Source organism: Cryobacterium sp. 10S3 (assembly GCF_034344045.1).
Taxonomy (GTDB): domain Bacteria; phylum Actinomycetota; class Actinomycetes; order Actinomycetales; family Microbacteriaceae; genus Cryobacterium; species Cryobacterium glucosi.
This window is the reverse complement of record NZ_CP133773.1, coordinates 3,373,992-3,390,248: the sequence shown is the minus strand read 5'-3', so window position 1 is coordinate 3,390,248 and position 16,257 is coordinate 3,373,992. Positions and strand designations below refer to the sequence as shown.

The window sequence follows — 16,257 nt, the reverse complement described above, 5'->3', positions numbered from 1 at the left end:
TTTGCCACCACAAAAGGGGTATTTCTCATTTTCACCGGCGTGTCGTTTGGTTTTTCAGGCCTGAGTATGTGTGAGAGCGCGCCCATCCGCGCGCTGTCCAGCCGGCACCCCTCGGGTCCGCGCGCGGGGTCCGCCGCGTAGGCTTGCAGCATGATCGAACAGGTGTCTGAAATCTTCGACCCGAGCCAGTGGAAACTCGTCCCGGGCTTCGAGTCCCTCACCGACGTGACGTACCACCACGACCTCACCGGGCAGATCGCGCGCGTCGCGTTCAACCGCCCGGAGGTGCGCAACGCGTTCCGGCCGCACACCGTCGACGAGCTGCAGGCCACCCTCGAAGACGCCCGGATGAACCCGCGCATCGGCGTCGTCCTCCTCACCGGAAACGGCCCGAGCCCGAGGGACGGCGGCTGGGCGTTCTGCTCGGGCGGGGACCAGCGCATCCGTGGCCGCGACGGCTACAAGTACGCGGAAGGCGAGACTGCCAGCGGCATCGACAAGGCCCGCAGCGGCCGACTGCACATCCTCGAGATCCAGCGCCTGATCCGCTTCATGCCGAAGGTCGTCATCGCCGTCATCCCCGGCTGGGCGGCCGGGGGCGGGCACTCCCTGCACGTGGTCTGCGACCTCAGCATCGCGAGCGCAGAGCACGCCAAGTTCAAGCAGACGGATGCCAACGTCGGCTCCTTCGACGCCGGTTACGGCAGCGCATACTTCGCCCGCCAGGTCGGGCAGAAAGCCGCGCGCGAGGTCTTCTTCCTCGCCCGCGAGTACTCCGCCCAGCGCGCCCTCGAGATGGGCGCGATCAACGCGGTCGTCCCGCACGCCGATCTCGAAAACGAAGCCATCGACTGGGCTCGCACGATCCTGACCAAGTCGCCCACCGCCATCCGCATGCTCAAGTTCGCCTTCAACGCCGTCGATGACGGACTCGTCGGGCAGCAGGTCTTCGCGGGCGAAGCGACGCGGCTCGCCTATGGCACGGACGAGGCCGTCGAGGGCCGCGACGCGTTCCTCGAGAAACGCGACCCCGACTGGGGTCCGTACGACTGGCAGTTCTAGTCCCGCCGTGACACGGATGCTCCGGGTCGTCTCCGTCGACCGGCCGCTCGACCTCCTCGACCTGCTCCGCGAGGCCCTCTCCGGGCGCGGGGACGCCCTGCTGCCCGTGCCCGTGCCCGTGCCCGTGCCCGTGACCGTTCCGGACGGCACGGCCGTCGTCATCGAGACGAGCGGTTCGACCGGCGTGCCCAAGCGGGTGCTGCTCGGCGCGCCAGCCCTCCTGGCGAGCGCCGCGGCGTCGAGTGCGGCGCTCGGCGGGCCCGGCCAGTGGCTGCTCGCCCTGCCCGCCCACTACGTCGCGGGCGTCCAGGTGCTCGTCCGCTCGCTCGAGGCGGGGACCACGCCGATCGCGCTGGCACCCGGTCACTTCGACCCGGCCGCCTTCTTCGAAGCGGCGACCCGGCTGACCGCGCCGCTGCGCTACACCTCCCTTGTGCCGGTGCAGCTCGCCCGCCTCCTCGACGCGGTCGACGCTGACGACCAGGGCGGGGCCGCGGAAATGCTCGCACTCCTGCGCCGCTTCACGGCGATCCTGGTCGGCGGCCAGGCGATGCCCCCTGCCCTGATCGAGCGCGCCGCCTCGCTCGGCATCGCGGTCGTGCGCACATACGGCTCCTCTGAAACGGCCGGCGGATGCTGTTACAACGGTCGCCCGATCGGCGACACGGTTGTGCGCGTCGTCGACGGCGAGCTCGAGATGTCCGGCTCCGTGCTCGCCGACGGGTACCTCGACGACCCGCTCCGCACCCACGACCGCTTCACCGAAGACCACGGCGTGCGCTGGTACCGCACCGGCGACCTCGGCGAGGTCGACGCCGTGACCGGCCTCGTGCGCGTGCTCGGCCGCGCGGACAACGTGATCATCTCGGGCGGAGAGAAGGTCTCCCTCGACGCCGTCGAACGCGTGGTGCGCGCCCTGCCCGGTTTCGCCGACGCGGTGATCGTGGGGGTGGCGGATGCCCGGTGGGGCCAGGTGCCCGTCGTCGCGGTCCCTGGGTCGCACGCCGCGGTGCCGGCCCGGTCGCGGGGCGAGGCCTCGCGCACGTCGCCGACCGCAACGCCGTTCAGCTCGCCGGAGACGGAGGCAGACACGTCGACGGCCCGACTCGCAGTCGTGAAGGACGCCGTCGCATCCGCCCTGGGCAAGGCGGCCCGGCCCGATCGCCTGCTTGTGGTCGCCGAGATCCCCCTGCTCGTCTCAGGCAAGCCCGACCGGCTCGCCCTGCAGCGCATCGCCGACGCCGGCCCCGTGCGGGCCTAGCCGCGGTCACTGGCCGTGGGCTGAGCCGCGGGCGCATGCGCTGGCCACGGGCGTTGATCTGCGCGCGTCGCGCGAGGGTGCCGACTCGCGGCATCCTCTTATCAAGTGCCCGGTAACATGAAAACGTGGCACAGGGAGCGCGGCCGGTCAGGCCCAAAATGCAGCGATTGAATCCTTCGGAGACCCTCGGGGCACCGGCGTCCGCCGGACAGCCGTCCGGAAAGCAGGCGGGTAAGCCAGCCGGGAAGGCAGCGGGCAAGCCCGCCAACTCCGGTCGATCCGGAAACCCGGCGAAGCGGAACGGCGCAGAGGCGCACGGCCGCTCCGGCCCGGCGACGGCCGGCGACTGGATCTCCGGCGCGCGCCTTCGCACCCTTCCCCTCGCGATCGCCCCGGTCGCCCTCGGCACCGGCGCGGCCATCGTCGCGAGCGACCCGGGCGTCTTCCACCCGGTCCGCGCCCTGCTCGCGCTCATCGTGGCACTCTGCCTGCAGATCGGCGTGAACTACGCGAACGACTACTCCGACGGCATCCGCGGCACCGACGCCTACCGCGTCGGCCCGGCCAGGCTGACCGGCGGAGGAGCGGCGAGGCCGCGGTCCGTGCTCACCGTCGCGCTCGCGTTCTTCGGGCTCGCCGCGTTCGCGGGTCTCGTGCTCGTGATCCTGAGCGGCCAGTGGTGGCTGCTGCTCGTCGGCGCCGCCGCGATCGTCGCAGCCTGGTTCTACACCGGCGGCAAGCGTCCCTACGGCTACTTCGGCCTCGGCGAGCTGTTCGTGTTCGTGTTCTTCGGACTCGTCGCAACCGCGGGCACGACCTTCGTGCAGGTCGGAACGGTGAACCTTGAGAGCTGGCTCGGCGGGGTCGCGATCGGGCTCATCGCCTGCGCCGTGCTGATGGTCAACAACCTGCGTGACATCGTCCCGGACAAGGCGTCCGGCAAGCGCACCCTCGCGGTGCTGATCGGCAACCTGCCCGGCCGCATCGTCTTCTGCGTGCTGCTGCTCGTGCCGTTCGCGATCGCGGCCTTCTTCGCGCTCTTCTACCCGCTCGCCTGGTTCGTGCTCTTCGTGCTCCTGCTCGCCCTTCCGGCGTGCCTGATCACCGTCACAGCGAAGACCGCGGCCGAGCTCATCCTGGCGCTCAAGCTCACGAGCTTCAGCGCGCTCCTGTACGGCCTGCTACTGGGCGCTGCCTTCGCGTTCTGACGCCGCTGACCCAGCGGTCGTGACGGGCGCAGCGGATGCCGCGGCCCGCGTCGTCGCCCGGCCGGCGGCATCCGCTGCCTCGGCAGAGGCGACCGCGGCAGAAGCAGCGGCGTCGGCGGCACGGTCGATCGCCGCGTCCTCCGACTCCGCGTCGGGATGTACGACCTCAGCGGTGGGGTGCCGGGCAGTGTACAGGTCGAGGGCGACCTGCTCCCTGGGCTTCCGCAGGAAGATGTACGACAGGCAGAGCCCGATCAGGGCCGCGACGATGGCGGAGACCCACCAGACGATCGAGAGCATCAGCAGTACCGCGAGGGGTACTGCGAACATGAGGATGCGGTAGACCGAGTAGCTCAGCCAGGACGGGACAGCTTTCATACTTTCAGCATAGATTGTGGTTCCGATCGTTAGATTTGCGGACCTCTGCGTACTCACCGATCTCTCGGGTGATATACGTAGAATGAGCGGATGGTAAAGGTGTGGCTTGTCGTAGGAATTGCGGTCATTCTCGTGACCGTCTATGCGCTCGTCGAGTGTGTCACCTTCGACCGCGGTCGGATCCGCGGATTGCCGCGCTGGGTCTGGGTCTTTGTGATCGTCCTGGTCCCCGTCGTCGGCGCCCTCCTCTGGCTGTTCATCGGCCGTGGCAGCAACCAGAGTTCCGCGCCCGGTCGCGGCCCATCGCGGCAGCTGGCCCCCGATGACGATCCCGATTTTCTGAAGAGCCTCGGCCGGGACCGGCTCCAGGAGGAGCGCATCCGCCAGATGGAGCAGGAGCTCGCCGACCTCGACAAGCCGGACGCGACCGACAAGCCAGACCGACCGGGCAAGGGCCAGAACTCCGGCCCCGGCAAGGGGCAGGCCGCCGGCAACGCCGGGCCATCGACGGGCCAGTCCACCGGCCCGGCGAAGGGTCCCGCCGCAGCCGAACCCAAGAAGACGACCGACCCTGGCGAGGGCGAACTGCCTGGCCGCCGGGATGCCTGACCCGATCCTGACCGACACCGCGGCCGTGGGTGAAGGCCTGCCCTTCACCAGTCCGGCGGCCACCGGCAGCCCCGCGACCGATTTCAGCGTCGCCCTCCTCGGCGCGTTCGTGAGCCTCGGCATCCGCGACATCGTCGTGAGCCCCGGTTCCCGCTCGCAGGCGCTCGCCCTGGTCGCCGCGGAACTCGAACGCCTCGGCCTGGTCCGCCTGCACGTGCGCATCGACGAACGCGGCGCCGGTTTCCTCGCGCTCGGCCTCGCGGTCGAGACCGGCGTGCCCGCCCTCGTGATCTGCACGTCCGGCACCGCCGTCGCCAACCTGCACCCCGCGGTGCTCGAGGCCCATCACTCCGGGGTGCCCCTCATCGTGCTGACGGCCGATCGCCCCGTCGAACTCCGCGGCATCCGCTCGAACCAGACGACCGTGCAGACCGGGCTCTTCGGCGTCGCGACCCGGCTCTGCCTCGACGTACCGGCCCCCGGTGCTGCTGCGATTGCTGCTGCCGGTGCCCCGGCCGGCCATGCCGGCGATGCCACCGAGTCCCGTGCCGACGGTGCGGGCCGTTCTTCCGACGCTGTCCGCGCTGCCGAACTCGCCGCCCGGTCGATGGATGCCGCCACCGGAGGCCGCTCGCTCGACCCCGGTCCCGTGCAGCTCAACCTCGCCTTCCGGGAGCCCCTCTCCGCCCCCGTGACCCTTGAGCGCTCCGCCGGCCCGGCCGCGACGACGACTGAGCCGCCGCTGAGCCACGGCCAGACCGACGGCTCACCCGCTTTCGCGGTGAGCGGTGACGTGGTGACGGGTGACCAGGCCGCACTCGTCGTCGACGGGGGGCTGCGCACCGTCGTGGTCGCCGGCACAGGCGCGGGGAGTGCTGCAGAGGAGTTCGCCCGGGCCGGAGGCTGGCCACTGCTCGCGGAGGTGTCGAGCAACGCCCGCTTCGGGCCGAATCTCGTGGCCGCATACCGTGAGCTGCTGCAGGCCGAGGACTTCGGCGGCAGGGTCGAGCGCGTGATCGTGTTCGGACATCCGTCGCTGAGCCGGGAAGTCCCGGCCCTCATCCAGCGGGACGACGTCGAGACGATCGTCGTGGCCCCGACCGGCGCCGAGTGGTACAACCCTGGGCACCGGGTGCGCACGTTCGCCCGCACGGCGCGTGTCGGCGCATCCGCTTCGTCCGAGGCGGAAACCCGCGACGGCCGGGCCTGGCTCGGCAGCTGGGTGATGTCGAGCCGGCGCGTTCTCGACGCGGCGACCGAAGACGCGGATGTCCCCTTCGGCGCCCACGGGATGACGCGCGCCGAATTCGCAGCCCTCCGCGCTCCCGTCACCCGGAGCATGCTCGTCGACGCCGTCTGGCGGGCCTCCTGGCCGCACGACCGGCTGGTGCTCGGCGCGTCCCGGTTGATCCGCGAGGCGGACCGGCGGGTGCCGGGCAAGAAGATCTCCGTGCACTCGAACCGGGGCCTCGCGGGCATCGACGGCACCATCTCGACCGCGACGGGTATCGCGCTCGCGAGCCAGGCGTTCCAGCACGGCAGCGAACCGCGCTCGACCGGAACGACCCGGCTGCTCCTCGGCGACCTCGCCCTGTTGCACGACGCGGGATCGATGCTCCTGGTCCCGGGCGAGGCGCGGGCGCGGCTGCAGGTCATCGTCGGCAACGACGGTGGCGGAACCATTTTCGACGGGCTCGAGGTCGCGGCATCCGCCCCCGACGACTTGATCAGCAGGGTGCTCTACACACCGCAGGGCGTCGACCTCTCCGCGCTCGCCGCAGCATACGGCTGGGAATACGACCGGGCGGCGACCCGCAGCGAGCTCGAGCGGGCGCTCACCGCGCCGCCGCTCGGACCGAGCCTGCTCGAGGTGCCGCTCACGCGCTAGGTTTTCTGCATGGCCTCGCGAGGGCCCGGCTGCACAGTGTCAGTCTTCCTGCAATTTTCGACGAAGGGTGCATCATCATGAGCGGGCTCGACCACAAGTTCTGGGACTCAGACCCGATCGAGACGCTCCGCGTCGGCCCCGGATTCCGGCTCGCCTCCGTCGACCCCGACGCGACCCCTGGTTTCGACGGCGTCGCGAAGAAGAACGCCGACAAGGCGCTGGCCTCGGGTGTCGGCCTGCTCGATTCGCTTCAGGAGAAGCTCTACGCCAACAGCCGGGCCGCGGCTGATGACGGCGGAGGCCGCAAGGTACTCCTCGTGCTGCAGGCCATGGACACCGCAGGGAAGGGCGGCATCGTGCGGCACGTCGTCGGGTCCGTCGACCCGCAGGGTGTGCGCCTCACCGCGTTCAAGGCACCGACAGCGGAAGAACGCGCGCACGACTTCCTCTGGCGGGTGCGGAGCCGCGTGCCGGGTCCCGGCCTGATCGGGGTCTTCGACCGTTCGCACTACGAGGATGTGCTGATCGCCCGCGTGCACGAGCTCGCCCCCGCCGAAGAGATCGAGGCCAGGTACGGGCAGATCCGCCAGTTCGAGCAGGATCTCGTCGACGACGGAACCACGATCGTCAAGGTCATGCTGCAGATCAGCTCGGCAGACCAGAAAGAGCGGCTGCTGGAGCGCCTCGAACGCCCGGACAAGCACTGGAAGTACAACCCGGGCGACGTCGACGAGCGGATGCGCTGGGCCGACTACCAGACGGCATACCAGCTCGCCCTCGAACGCACCTCGACCCCCGACGCGCCGTGGTTCGTCGTTCCCGCGGGCAAGAAGTGGTACGCGCGCCTCGCCGTGCAGCACCTGCTGATCGATGCCCTCGAGCGTCTGGACCTCGACTGGCCGCCCGCCGCCTTCGACGTCGACGCCGAAAAGGCGCGCCTCGCAGCCACCTGACCCGCCCCATCCGCCCACTCCTCCCGTTCATCCCGCGAGAGTACGAAATCGGCCCTTATGGGGTCGTCTTTAGGGCCATAAGTGTGCTCTCGCGGTTCACGGCGCTGAGCGCTGAGCGCAGAGCGCAGCGGAGGAGGAGGGGGAGTTAGCCGAAGGCCTCGACGATGGGGCGGAACTTCATCCGGGTCTCGGCGAGCTCGCGGTCGGGCTCTGAACCGAGCACGATGCCGCAGCCGGCGTATGCCGTGACGTCGCCGCCGGGAGTGACCTGGGCGCAGCGCAGCGCGATCGCCCATTCGCCGTCGCCGTCCGCTCCGACCCAGCCGACCGGCCCGGCATACCGGCCGCGGTCGAAGGGCTCGAGTTCGCGGATGAGCGCAAGCGCTGCCTGCGTCGGCGTTCCCGCGACTGCCGCCGTCGGGTGCATGGCGGCGATGAGGTCGAGGGAGGTCGATCCGTCGGAGAGGGTTCCCTCGACATCCGTCGCGAGGTGCCAGAGGTTCGGGAGCTTGACCGTGAACGGCAGCTCGCTCGTGAGCAGGTGCGAGGTATGCGGGCGCAGCGAGGCGAGCACGCTCTGCACCGCGAAGGCGTGTTCGTCGCCGTCCTTCGCGCTCGTCGCGAGCGCGGCGGCGGCCTCGAGGTCCGCTGCGGCGTCGGCGCCGCGCGAGACGGTCCCGGCGAGCACCCGGGCGTTGACCTCGCCGTGGTCGGCGCGGATCAGGGTTTCGGGGCTCGACCCGACGAGTCCGTCGACGGCGTAGGTCCAGCAGTCCGGGTAGCCGAGGGCGAGTTCGCTGATCGTGCGGCGGAGGTCCGACTTCGCCGGAAGGTGGCCGCGGAGGTCGCGGGCGAGCACGACCTTGTTCACCTCGCCGGCCGAGAGACGCACGACCGCCTCATCGACGGCTGCCTTGTATGCCTCGGGCCGCAGCGTGCCCGAGAGCAGCGAGATCCGGTACTCCGTGCCCAGCGGATGCAGCGCCACCGGAATTTCCGGAGGGGTGCCTCCGGTCGGCCAGATCCGGGTGACCCAGCAGAGACCGTCCTCACGTCCGACGATGACCTCCGGAACGAGCAGCACGCTCGTCTCGGCGGATTCGTCGTCGAAGGCGAACGTTCCGAACGCCAGCAGGCCGGTGCCCGTTCGCGCGAGGGGATCGGTCACCGTCGCAGCGGCGACGACGTCCCGCCACGCACTCGCGGCATCCGTCATGCGGGTCGGGCCCGAGAATTCGAGCCGCAGCGCTGAGCCGAGGCCGGCGAGGCCCTGGTTGCGGCGCATCCAGAGCAGCGGCTTCTGGGCGTCGAGGAGAAGGACCAGTTGTCGAATGTCGGCAATGGGAGTGGTTTCAACCGTTAGGGCCTGCACATTCACTTGCCCAGCCTATGCCAGCCGCCACGACGACCGGCTTCCCGGACTCCAGACTGCCCCTATCACCGGCTTCGCAGGATCACCGGGGAACGGCAACCTAGACTGTTGGAGTGAACAGAGCAGACCTCAGTAAGCAGCCGGAGCAGGTCGCTGCCATGTTCGATCAGGTGTCGACGCATTACGACCGCACGAACGCGGTGCTCTCGGTCGGAAACGCCGCCCTGTGGCGGCTCCAGGCGACCCGCGCCGTCAACCCCCAGGCCGGCGAGCGCATCCTCGACATCGCCGCGGGCACCGGCACCTCGAGCGTCGCGCTGACCCACACCGGCGCCCACGTCGTCGCCGCCGATTTCTCCGCCGGCATGATCGCGGTCGGCCGCGAACGCCAAGCGGGCAACCCGCTCGTCGAGTTCGTCCAGGCCGACGCCACGGCGCTTCCCTTCGCCGACAACGAATTCGACGCCGTCACGATCTCCTTCGGCCTCCGCAACGTCGTGGAACCGCGCAAGGCGCTCGCCGAGTTCTTCCGCGTCACCAAGCCCGGCGGCAGGGTCGTCATCTGCGAGTTCTCCACCCCGCCGAACCCGGTCATCCGCAGCGCCTATTTCGCCTACCTCAACCAGGTGATGCCCCGGGTCGTCAAGCTCGCCTCCTCGAACGCCGAGGCGTACGACTATCTCGGCGAATCGATCGCCGCCTGGCCGACCCAGCCCGTGCTGAGCGGATGGCTCCGCGAAGCCGGGTACGAGTCCGTCGCCTACAAGAACCTCACCCTCGGAATCGTGGCGCTGCACCGCGGCGTCAAGGCCGCCCCCGCGGCAGTCCCCGCCGACTGAAACTCCCCACCCAATGGATAGGCTGTCAGAGTGAAACCGAGTCTTCCCCTGTTCCGGCGCGGCTCCTCCGTGACGAGCCAGATCGGCCTCAGCGATCGAATCTTCTCGACAGCGGATGACCGGGGCCTTGCCGCCGGAATCGACGCCGGTCTCGAGCGGGTCGAGGCGAGCCTCTTCGCCGAGATCGTCTTCGCAGACGAGATCGCAAGCGTCACCACCCGGTACCTCCTCGAAGCCGGCGGCAAGCGGGTTCGCCCGATGCTTGCCCTCCTCACCGCCCACCTCGGCAGCGGTGGGATCACCGACGTCGTGACCGCGTCGACGGCGATCGAGATCACCCACCTCGCCTCGCTCTACCACGACGACGTCATGGACGACTCCGGCCAGCGCCGCGGCGTCCCGAGCGCCCAGACGGTCTGGGGAAACTCGGTCGCGATCCTCACCGGCGACCTGCTGTTCGCCAGGGCGAGCCAGCTGATGGCCAAGCTCGGCGAGCGGGCCATCCGCCTGCAGGCCGACACCTTCGAACGCCTCGTCATGGGGCAGCTGCACGAGACCGTCGGCCCGCACGCGGGCGACGACCCGATCGAGCACTACATCTCGGTACTCGCGGACAAGACCGGTTCGCTCATCGCGGCAGCGGCCCAGGCCGGCATCATCTTCTCGGATGCGCCCGACGAATTCGAACAGCCCCTCGTGAGCTTCGGCGAGAAAATCGGCGTCGCGTTCCAGCTCATCGACGACGTGCTCGACCTGTCCCCGCAGCCCGAGGCGACCGGGAAGGTGCCAGGCACCGACCTGCGTGCCGGGGTCGCCACCCTGCCCCTGCTCAGGCTCCGCGAGCGCGCCGCCGACGAGCCGGCATCCGCGGCCCTGCTCGAGCGGCTCGAGCGGGACGTCATGAGCAGCCAGGGCACCCGCTCAGAGGCGGCCGACTCCGCGATTGCCGCGCTGCGCGACCACGAGGTGACCGCGCAGACCCTCTCAGAGGCCCACGGCTGGGCACACGACGCCGTTGCTTCCCTCGCTCCCCTGCCCGACGGGTCCGTCAAGAAGGCGCTGACCCGATTCGCCGACACGATCGTCGAGCGTTCAAGTTAGAAAGGTCGTCATGACCGAGAAGCGCCCCACCGACCAGCAACCCGCGAAGCTGCGCCTGGCGATCGTCGGGGCAGGGCCGGCCGGCATCTACGCCGCGGATATCCTGCTCAAGGCGGAACGCAACTTCGAGGTCTCGATCGACCTGTTCGACCACCTCCCCGCGCCGTACGGGCTCGTACGCTACGGGGTCGCGCCGGACCACCCCCGCATCAAGGGCATCATCACCGCCCTGCGCGACGTGCTCGACCGCGGCGACATCCGCATCTTCGGAAACGTGCGCTTCGGGGTCGACATCACGCTCGACGACCTCAGGAAGCACTACAACGCGGTCATCTTCGCGACCGGCGCCGTGCGCGACGCCGACCTCAGGATCCCCGGCATCGACCTCGTCGGCTCCTACGGCGCCGCCAAGTTCGTGAGCTGGTTCGACGGCCACCCCGACTACCCGCGCACCTGGCCGCTCGAAGCGAAGCAGGTCGCCGTGATCGGCAACGGAAACGTGGCCCTCGACGTGGCTCGGATCCTCGCGAAGCACGCGGACGACCTGCTGCCCACCGAGATCCCGGCGAACGTCTACGACGGGCTCAAGGCCTCACCCGTGACCGACGTGCACATCTTCGGGCGTCGCGGACCGACATCCGTGAAGTTCACGCCCCTCGAACTGCGTGAGCTCGGCGAACTGCCCGACGTCGACATCGTCGTCTACGACGAGGACTTCGACTACGACGACGCCGCGCGCGCCGCCGTTGCGAGCAACAAGCAGGTGTTCGTGATCGACAAGGTGCTCGGCAAATGGCGCGAACGCGCCCACAAGCTCGCCGAGGACCCGCAGGCGGGCGCGAGCCGCCGGCTGCACCTGCACTTCTTCGCCAAGCCCCTAGAACTCATCGACGACGGCACAGGCCGGGTCGGCGGCATCCGCTACGAACGCACAGCGCCGGACGGCCAGGGCGGCGTCGTGGGCACGGGGGAGATCCGCGAGCTGCCGGTGCAGGCCGTGTACCGCGCGGTCGGGTACTTCGGCTCGCCGCTGCCCGGGGTGCCGTTCGACAAGAAGCACGGCGTGATCCCGAACCGCGAGGGGCAGGTGCTCTCCAAGGGCGACCCGTCGTCCGGTGCGGGGAGCGCCAACCAGCAGCTCTACGGCGTGTACGCGACCGGGTGGATCAAGCGCGGGCCTGTCGGCCTGATCGGGCACACCAAGTCCGACGCGATGGAGACCGTGCGGCACCTGATCAACGATCTCGGCAACTGGTGGCGGCCCGAATCCCCGTCGGAGGAGAGCGTCGTCGCGCTCCTCGAGGAACGCGGTGTCGACTACACGAACCTCGACGGCTGGCACCGCCTCGACCAGCACGAGCAGGCGCTCGGCGCGGCCGAGGGTCGGGTGCGGATCAAGGTCGTGCCGCGCGACGAGATGGTCGCCATCTCCCGCGCCGTCGCGCCAGCAGCAGTGACCGCCTCGGCCTAGAACCCGAGCAGTTCGCTGCCCACCTCGCCGAACACGGCGAGGTGGGCGTCGACGTCCGCTGCGGTGGTGTCCGGGCTCATCAGCGCCATATTGTGGAACGGCGTCACAAGGATGCCCCGATGCCTACCGGAAGTTGACGAACTGCAGGGCGACGTCGAGGTCCTTGCCCTTGAGCAGCGCCATCGTGGCCTGCAGGTCGTCGCGGCTCTTCGAGCTCACGCGCAGCTCATCGCCCTGGATCTGGCTCTTGACGCCCTTGGGGCCCTCGTCGCGAATGATCTTGCCGATCTTCTTCGCGTTCTCCTGGTCGATGCCGGCCTTCATCGAGGCCTCGATCCGGAATTCCTTGCCGGAGGCGTACGGGTCGCCCGCGTCGAGGCTGCGCAGCGAGATGCCGCGCTTGATGAGCTTGGACTCGAAGACTTCGAGGATCGCCTTGACACGCTCCTCCGAGTTCGCCTTCATGAGCACCTTCTCGCCGCTCATCTCGATCGAGGCGCCGACGTTCTTGAAGTCGTAGCGCTGCGCGACTTCCTTGTGGGCCTGGTTGAGGGCGTTGTCGACCTCCATCGGGTCGACCTTGCTGACGATGTCGAACGTTGAGTCTGCCATGACAGCAATGTTATCGGCGGATGCTTCGCCCGGCATCCGCACACCGGCTCACGCACCGGGCATGCCGGGCTCATCGGGAACTGATAGCCGCTGGAGGCCGCGGCCATAGCCCTGCTGCGTACCGTTGCCGACGCGGCAGTCAGAAGCCGCGCACGAGCTATCGAGGAGACCATGAAACGGCCACAGTTTCTCACGCACATCCGCCCACGAACCTGGGTGGTTGCCGGCGTCATCGTGCTCGCCCTCGCGGGCGGCAGCATCTACTGGTTCGGATTCGCCGTTCCGGCGAACACCAAGTCCACGGTCGCCGCTCCCATCACCACCGCAGCGAGCCTGACGACCATGCAGAAGACCGTCGACAGCGACGGCACCGCGACCCCGACCGTGAACGACTCGGTCAGCTTCGCCGTGTCCGGTACCGTCACGGCCGTGCCGGTCGTCGCGGGGACCACCGTGACCGCTGGCCAGGTGCTCGTAACCGTCGACACGCTCAGCCTCGACGCCGCCGTGCTCGAAGCGCAGGCGACGCTCGCGACCGCGAAGGCGAAACTCGCCACGAGCGTGAGCGACAGCGACGGAACCGCCGCTGCCGTCGCTCAGATCGCGGCCCAGACGGCATCCGTCGCCGTCGACGAGGCCGCCGTCGTGACCGCGCAGGCCGCAGTCGCCGGTGCGACCCTCACCGCCCCCGCCGCCGGCCTCGTCACCGCGGTCAACGTCGCCGTCGGTGACGTGATCTCCTCGGGCAGCTCGGGCAGTTCTGGGGCAGGGGGAGCCACGACCGCCTCGACCGCCTCGACCTCGACGAGCACGGCCGACTTCAGTATCGTCGGAACAGACTCGTGGTCGCTCTCCCTCGCCATCGGCGAGTCGGACATCGCGAACGTCGCGGTCAACGACCAGGTCGAACTCTCCCTCGACGACGGCACCGCGTTCTTCGGAACCGTGCAGTCCGTCGGCATCCTGCCGTCGACGACCTCCGGAGCGGTCACCTACCCCGTCGTCGTCGCCGTCACCGGCGACCCCGACGGCCTCTACGACGGCGTCGCCGTCACGGCCAAAATCGTCTACGAGCGTCGCACCAACGTGCTCACCGTCCCGAGCGCCGCGGTCACGACCGCGGACGGCGTCTCCACGGTGAAGACCCTCGACGCCTCCGGCACCGCGGTTGCGACGACCGTCACCGTCGGCGAGACCGTCGGCAACGTCACCGAGATCCTCACCGGGATCGCGGAGGGCGACGAAGTCGTGGTCGTGACATTCACCCCTGGCTCCGGCAACAGCGGCTCGACGACCGACCGGCAGAGCGGCGGCAGCGGCGGATTCCCGTCCGGCGGCCCGCCCTCCGGCGGAATGACCCAGGGAAACGGGTCGAACGGTGGTTGAGCCGCTCGCGAACCCGTTCGCCCCCCTGCCCGCGCCCCAGGCGGCAGTACCGTCCGCAGCCCTGCCCGCCCACCCGTGGGTGCTCGAAGCGGATGCCGCAGGCCCCGTCATCGAGCTCATCGACGCCGGAAAGACCTACAGGTCCGGCACCATCGAATTCGAAGCACTGAAAGGGATCAACCTCGCCATCCACGAGGGCGAGTACGTCGCCATCATGGGGCCGTCCGGCTCCGGGAAATCCACCATCATGAACATCCTCGGCTGCCTCGACACCCTCACCCGCGGCCAGTACCGCCTCGGCGGCACCGACGTCGAGGAGCTCGACGAGATCGAACTCGCGAGCGTGCGCAACCAGCAGATCGGCTTCGTCTTCCAGGGCTTCAACCTGCTGTCCTCGCTCCCGGCCTGGCGCAACGTCGAACTTCCGCTCGTCTACGGGCACGTCCCGCGCGAGGAACGCAGGAAGCGCGCGAGCCGCGCCCTCGAACGCGTCGGCCTCGGCGACCGCCTCGACAACAAGCCTGGAGAGATGAGCGGTGGCCAGCAGCAGCGCGTCGCCGTCGCCAGGGCCCTCGTCGGGGAACCGACCATGATCCTCGCCGACGAACCGACCGGAAACCTCGACTCGGTGTCGACCCGCGACGTGCTCACCCTGTTCGACGAACTCAACGCCCTCGGCCGCACGATCGTCCTGATCACCCACGAACTCGAGGTCGCCCAGCGCGCCCGCCGCATCGTTTGGGTCAAGGACGGCGCCATCATCAGGGACGAGGTGAATGCGGCATGACCTGGATGGAGAGTTTCCGCACCAGCTGGAGCGCCGTCTACTCCCACGCCCTGCGTTCGATGCTCACGATCCTCGGCATCCTGATCGGCATCGCCGCGGTCATCCTGACCGTCGGCCTCGGCCTCGGCACCCAGCTCGACGTCAGCGCCCAGATCAGCTCCCTCGGCAGCAACCTGCTCATCGTCGCCCCCGGCAGCAGCACGAGCACAACGGGAACCCGCGGCGGCTTCGGCACGAGCGCGACACTCACGATCAAGGACGCCGAGGCCCTCAGCTCCACCGTGAACGCCCCCGACATCTCCGGGGTCGCCCCGGAGAGCACCACCTCGCTCTCGCTGACGGCCAATGACACCAACTGGACGACGACGGTCACGGGAACCACGACCGCGTGGACCTCGGTGCGGCAGCGCACCCTCGCCCGCGGCTCCTTCTTCACCCAGGCCCAGGTGGATGCCTCCGCAGCGGTCGTCGTGCTCGGCTCGGAGACCGCCGACGAACTCTTCGGCACCCAGAACGTGGTCGGCCAGTCCGTCGTGATCAGCGACAAGACCTTCCAGGTGGTCGGCGTGCTCGCCACGGCGGGCTCGGATTCCTCGAGCAACCTCGACGACGTGGCCATCGTGCCGTTCAGCACGGCGGCCACCGCCCTCGTCGGCGGCACCTCGAGCAATGCGGTGTCGACGATCTACCTGCAGGCCGCCTCGGACACGCAACTGTCCGCCGCGTACCAGGAGGCCGACGCGCTCCTGCTCAACCTGCACTCGATCTCCTCGACGGACGACGCCGACTTCACCATCAGCAGCCAGGACGCCCTGGTCAGCACCGCGACAGCGGTCTACCAGACCCTGACGATCCTCCTCACTGGCGTCGCCGGGCTGTCGCTCCTCGTCGGCGGCATCGGCGTGATGAACATCATGCTCGTCTCGGTTTCCGAGCGCACCAGGGAGATCGGCCTCCGCAAGGCGCTCGGCGCCCCACCGTGGGCGATCCGGCGCCAGTTCCTGATCGAGGCCGCCATCCTCGGGCTGTCCGGCGGAATCCTCGGTGCCGTGATCGGCGTCGTTGCCGCCCTGACCCTGCCCGCGGTGATCGGAAGCTCGATCGTGGTGTCCCCGCTCGCGGTCGGGCTGTCCATCGGCGTGGCGATCGCCATCGGCATCGTCTTCGGGGTCTACCCCGCCACCCGGGCGGCCAAGCTCGCGCCGATCGATGCGCTCAGGAGCGAGTAGCCATGCGCGTCAACCGAACCCACGCCCCGCACGACTCGCCCGGCAGGCAGAACCGGCCCCGGGCATCCGCTTCAGCCACCGTTCCACGTCCATTGGAGACC

The 16,257-nt window shown here is 69.6% G+C and carries 15 protein-coding genes; 12 read left to right on the top strand and 3 right to left on the bottom strand.

Annotated features, from left to right (window positions below):
• Positions 1–150: 150 nt before the first annotated feature.
• The 3 genes from RHM57_RS15765 to RHM57_RS15755 all read left to right on the top strand — a co-directional run bounded on the left by RHM57_RS15765 (position 151) and on the right by RHM57_RS15755 (position 3,531).
• Positions 151–1,062 (top strand): 1,4-dihydroxy-2-naphthoyl-CoA synthase, encoded by a 912-nt coding sequence (locus RHM57_RS15765; protein ID WP_134558652.1) that lies wholly within the window; start codon positions 151–153, stop codon positions 1,060–1,062.
• 16 nt (positions 1,063–1,078) lie between these two features.
• On the top strand, positions 1,079–2,323 hold the full coding sequence (locus RHM57_RS15760) for an AMP-binding protein (protein WP_322189883.1): 1,245 nt from the start codon (positions 1,079–1,081) through the stop codon (positions 2,321–2,323).
• A gap of 158 nt (positions 2,324–2,481) precedes the next feature.
• Positions 2,482–3,531: a 1,4-dihydroxy-2-naphthoate polyprenyltransferase gene (locus tag RHM57_RS15755; protein WP_134448821.1), complete on the top strand. Its 1,050-nt coding sequence runs from the start codon at positions 2,482–2,484 to the stop codon at positions 3,529–3,531.
• Here RHM57_RS15755 and RHM57_RS15750 read toward each other — a convergent pair.
• The gene (locus RHM57_RS15750) at positions 3,505–3,909 is read right to left on the bottom strand and encodes a DUF4229 domain-containing protein (protein ID WP_134448788.1); all 405 of its coding nucleotides are present in this window, start codon (positions 3,907–3,909) and stop codon (positions 3,505–3,507) included. The two genes, RHM57_RS15755 and RHM57_RS15750, sit on opposite strands and share 27 nt — an antisense overlap.
• A 90-nt stretch (positions 3,910–3,999) precedes the next feature.
• Between RHM57_RS15750 and RHM57_RS15745 the strand changes: the two genes are divergently transcribed.
• The 3 genes from RHM57_RS15745 to RHM57_RS15735 all read left to right on the top strand — a co-directional run bounded on the left by RHM57_RS15745 (position 4,000) and on the right by RHM57_RS15735 (position 7,359).
• Positions 4,000–4,518 carry a PLDc N-terminal domain-containing protein gene (locus RHM57_RS15745; protein WP_134448789.1) on the top strand — a complete coding sequence of 173 codons (519 nt, stop codon included), beginning with the start codon at positions 4,000–4,002 and terminating at the stop codon, positions 4,516–4,518.
• On the top strand, positions 4,511–6,406 hold the full coding sequence (locus tag RHM57_RS15740) for a thiamine pyrophosphate-binding protein (RefSeq protein WP_322188611.1): 1,896 nt from the start codon (positions 4,511–4,513) through the stop codon (positions 6,404–6,406). Before RHM57_RS15745 ends, RHM57_RS15740 begins: the two co-directional genes overlap by 8 nt.
• Before the next feature lie 77 nt (positions 6,407–6,483).
• Positions 6,484–7,359, top strand: a complete 876-nt coding sequence (locus tag RHM57_RS15735) for a polyphosphate kinase 2 family protein (RefSeq protein ID WP_322188609.1) — start codon at positions 6,484–6,486, stop codon at positions 7,357–7,359.
• 145 nt (positions 7,360–7,504) lie between these two features.
• On the opposite strand, the gene RHM57_RS15730 is transcribed toward RHM57_RS15735, so the two are convergent.
• Positions 7,505–8,731, bottom strand: a complete 1,227-nt coding sequence (locus RHM57_RS15730) for an isochorismate synthase (protein ID WP_322136988.1) — start codon at positions 8,729–8,731, stop codon at positions 7,505–7,507.
• A gap of 113 nt (positions 8,732–8,844) precedes the next feature.
• On the opposite strand from RHM57_RS15730, the gene ubiE reads away from it, so the two are divergent.
• From ubiE to RHM57_RS15715, 3 genes are read left to right on the top strand one after another with little or no spacing between them, the layout of a single operon-like run.
• Complete coding sequence (ubiE, locus tag RHM57_RS15725; RefSeq protein ID WP_166787350.1) at positions 8,845–9,570, top strand: bifunctional demethylmenaquinone methyltransferase/2-methoxy-6-polyprenyl-1,4-benzoquinol methylase UbiE; 726 nt, start codon at positions 8,845–8,847, stop codon at positions 9,568–9,570.
• Between the two features lie 30 nt (positions 9,571–9,600).
• Complete coding sequence (locus RHM57_RS15720) at positions 9,601–10,671, top strand: polyprenyl synthetase family protein (RefSeq protein WP_134558656.1); 1,071 nt, start codon at positions 9,601–9,603, stop codon at positions 10,669–10,671.
• Between the two features lie 10 nt (positions 10,672–10,681).
• On the top strand, positions 10,682–12,142 hold the full coding sequence (locus RHM57_RS15715; RefSeq protein WP_134448793.1) for an FAD-dependent oxidoreductase: 1,461 nt from the start codon (positions 10,682–10,684) through the stop codon (positions 12,140–12,142).
• 123 nt (positions 12,143–12,265) lie between these two features.
• Here the strand turns inward: RHM57_RS15715 and RHM57_RS15710 are convergent, their stop codons facing one another.
• Positions 12,266–12,754, bottom strand: a complete 489-nt coding sequence (locus RHM57_RS15710) for a YajQ family cyclic di-GMP-binding protein (protein WP_134448794.1) — start codon at positions 12,752–12,754, stop codon at positions 12,266–12,268.
• A 171-nt stretch (positions 12,755–12,925) separates the two neighbouring features.
• Here RHM57_RS15710 and RHM57_RS15705 point away from each other — a divergent pair, with 171 nt between their 5' ends.
• From RHM57_RS15705 to RHM57_RS15695, 3 genes are read left to right on the top strand one after another with little or no spacing between them, the layout of a single operon-like run.
• Positions 12,926–14,140 carry an efflux RND transporter periplasmic adaptor subunit gene (locus RHM57_RS15705; protein ID WP_322188607.1) on the top strand — a complete coding sequence of 405 codons (1,215 nt, stop codon included), beginning with the start codon at positions 12,926–12,928 and terminating at the stop codon, positions 14,138–14,140.
• A complete protein-coding gene (locus tag RHM57_RS15700; RefSeq protein ID WP_304989794.1) occupies positions 14,133–14,927 on the top strand; it encodes an ABC transporter ATP-binding protein in 795 nt (264 codons plus the stop codon). The genes RHM57_RS15705 and RHM57_RS15700 overlap by 8 nt, the downstream gene beginning before the upstream one ends.
• Positions 14,924–16,156 (top strand): ABC transporter permease, encoded by a 1,233-nt coding sequence (locus tag RHM57_RS15695; protein ID WP_322188604.1) that lies wholly within the window; start codon positions 14,924–14,926, stop codon positions 16,154–16,156. The genes RHM57_RS15700 and RHM57_RS15695 overlap by 4 nt, the downstream gene beginning before the upstream one ends.
• Positions 16,157–16,257: the final 101 nt, after the last annotated feature.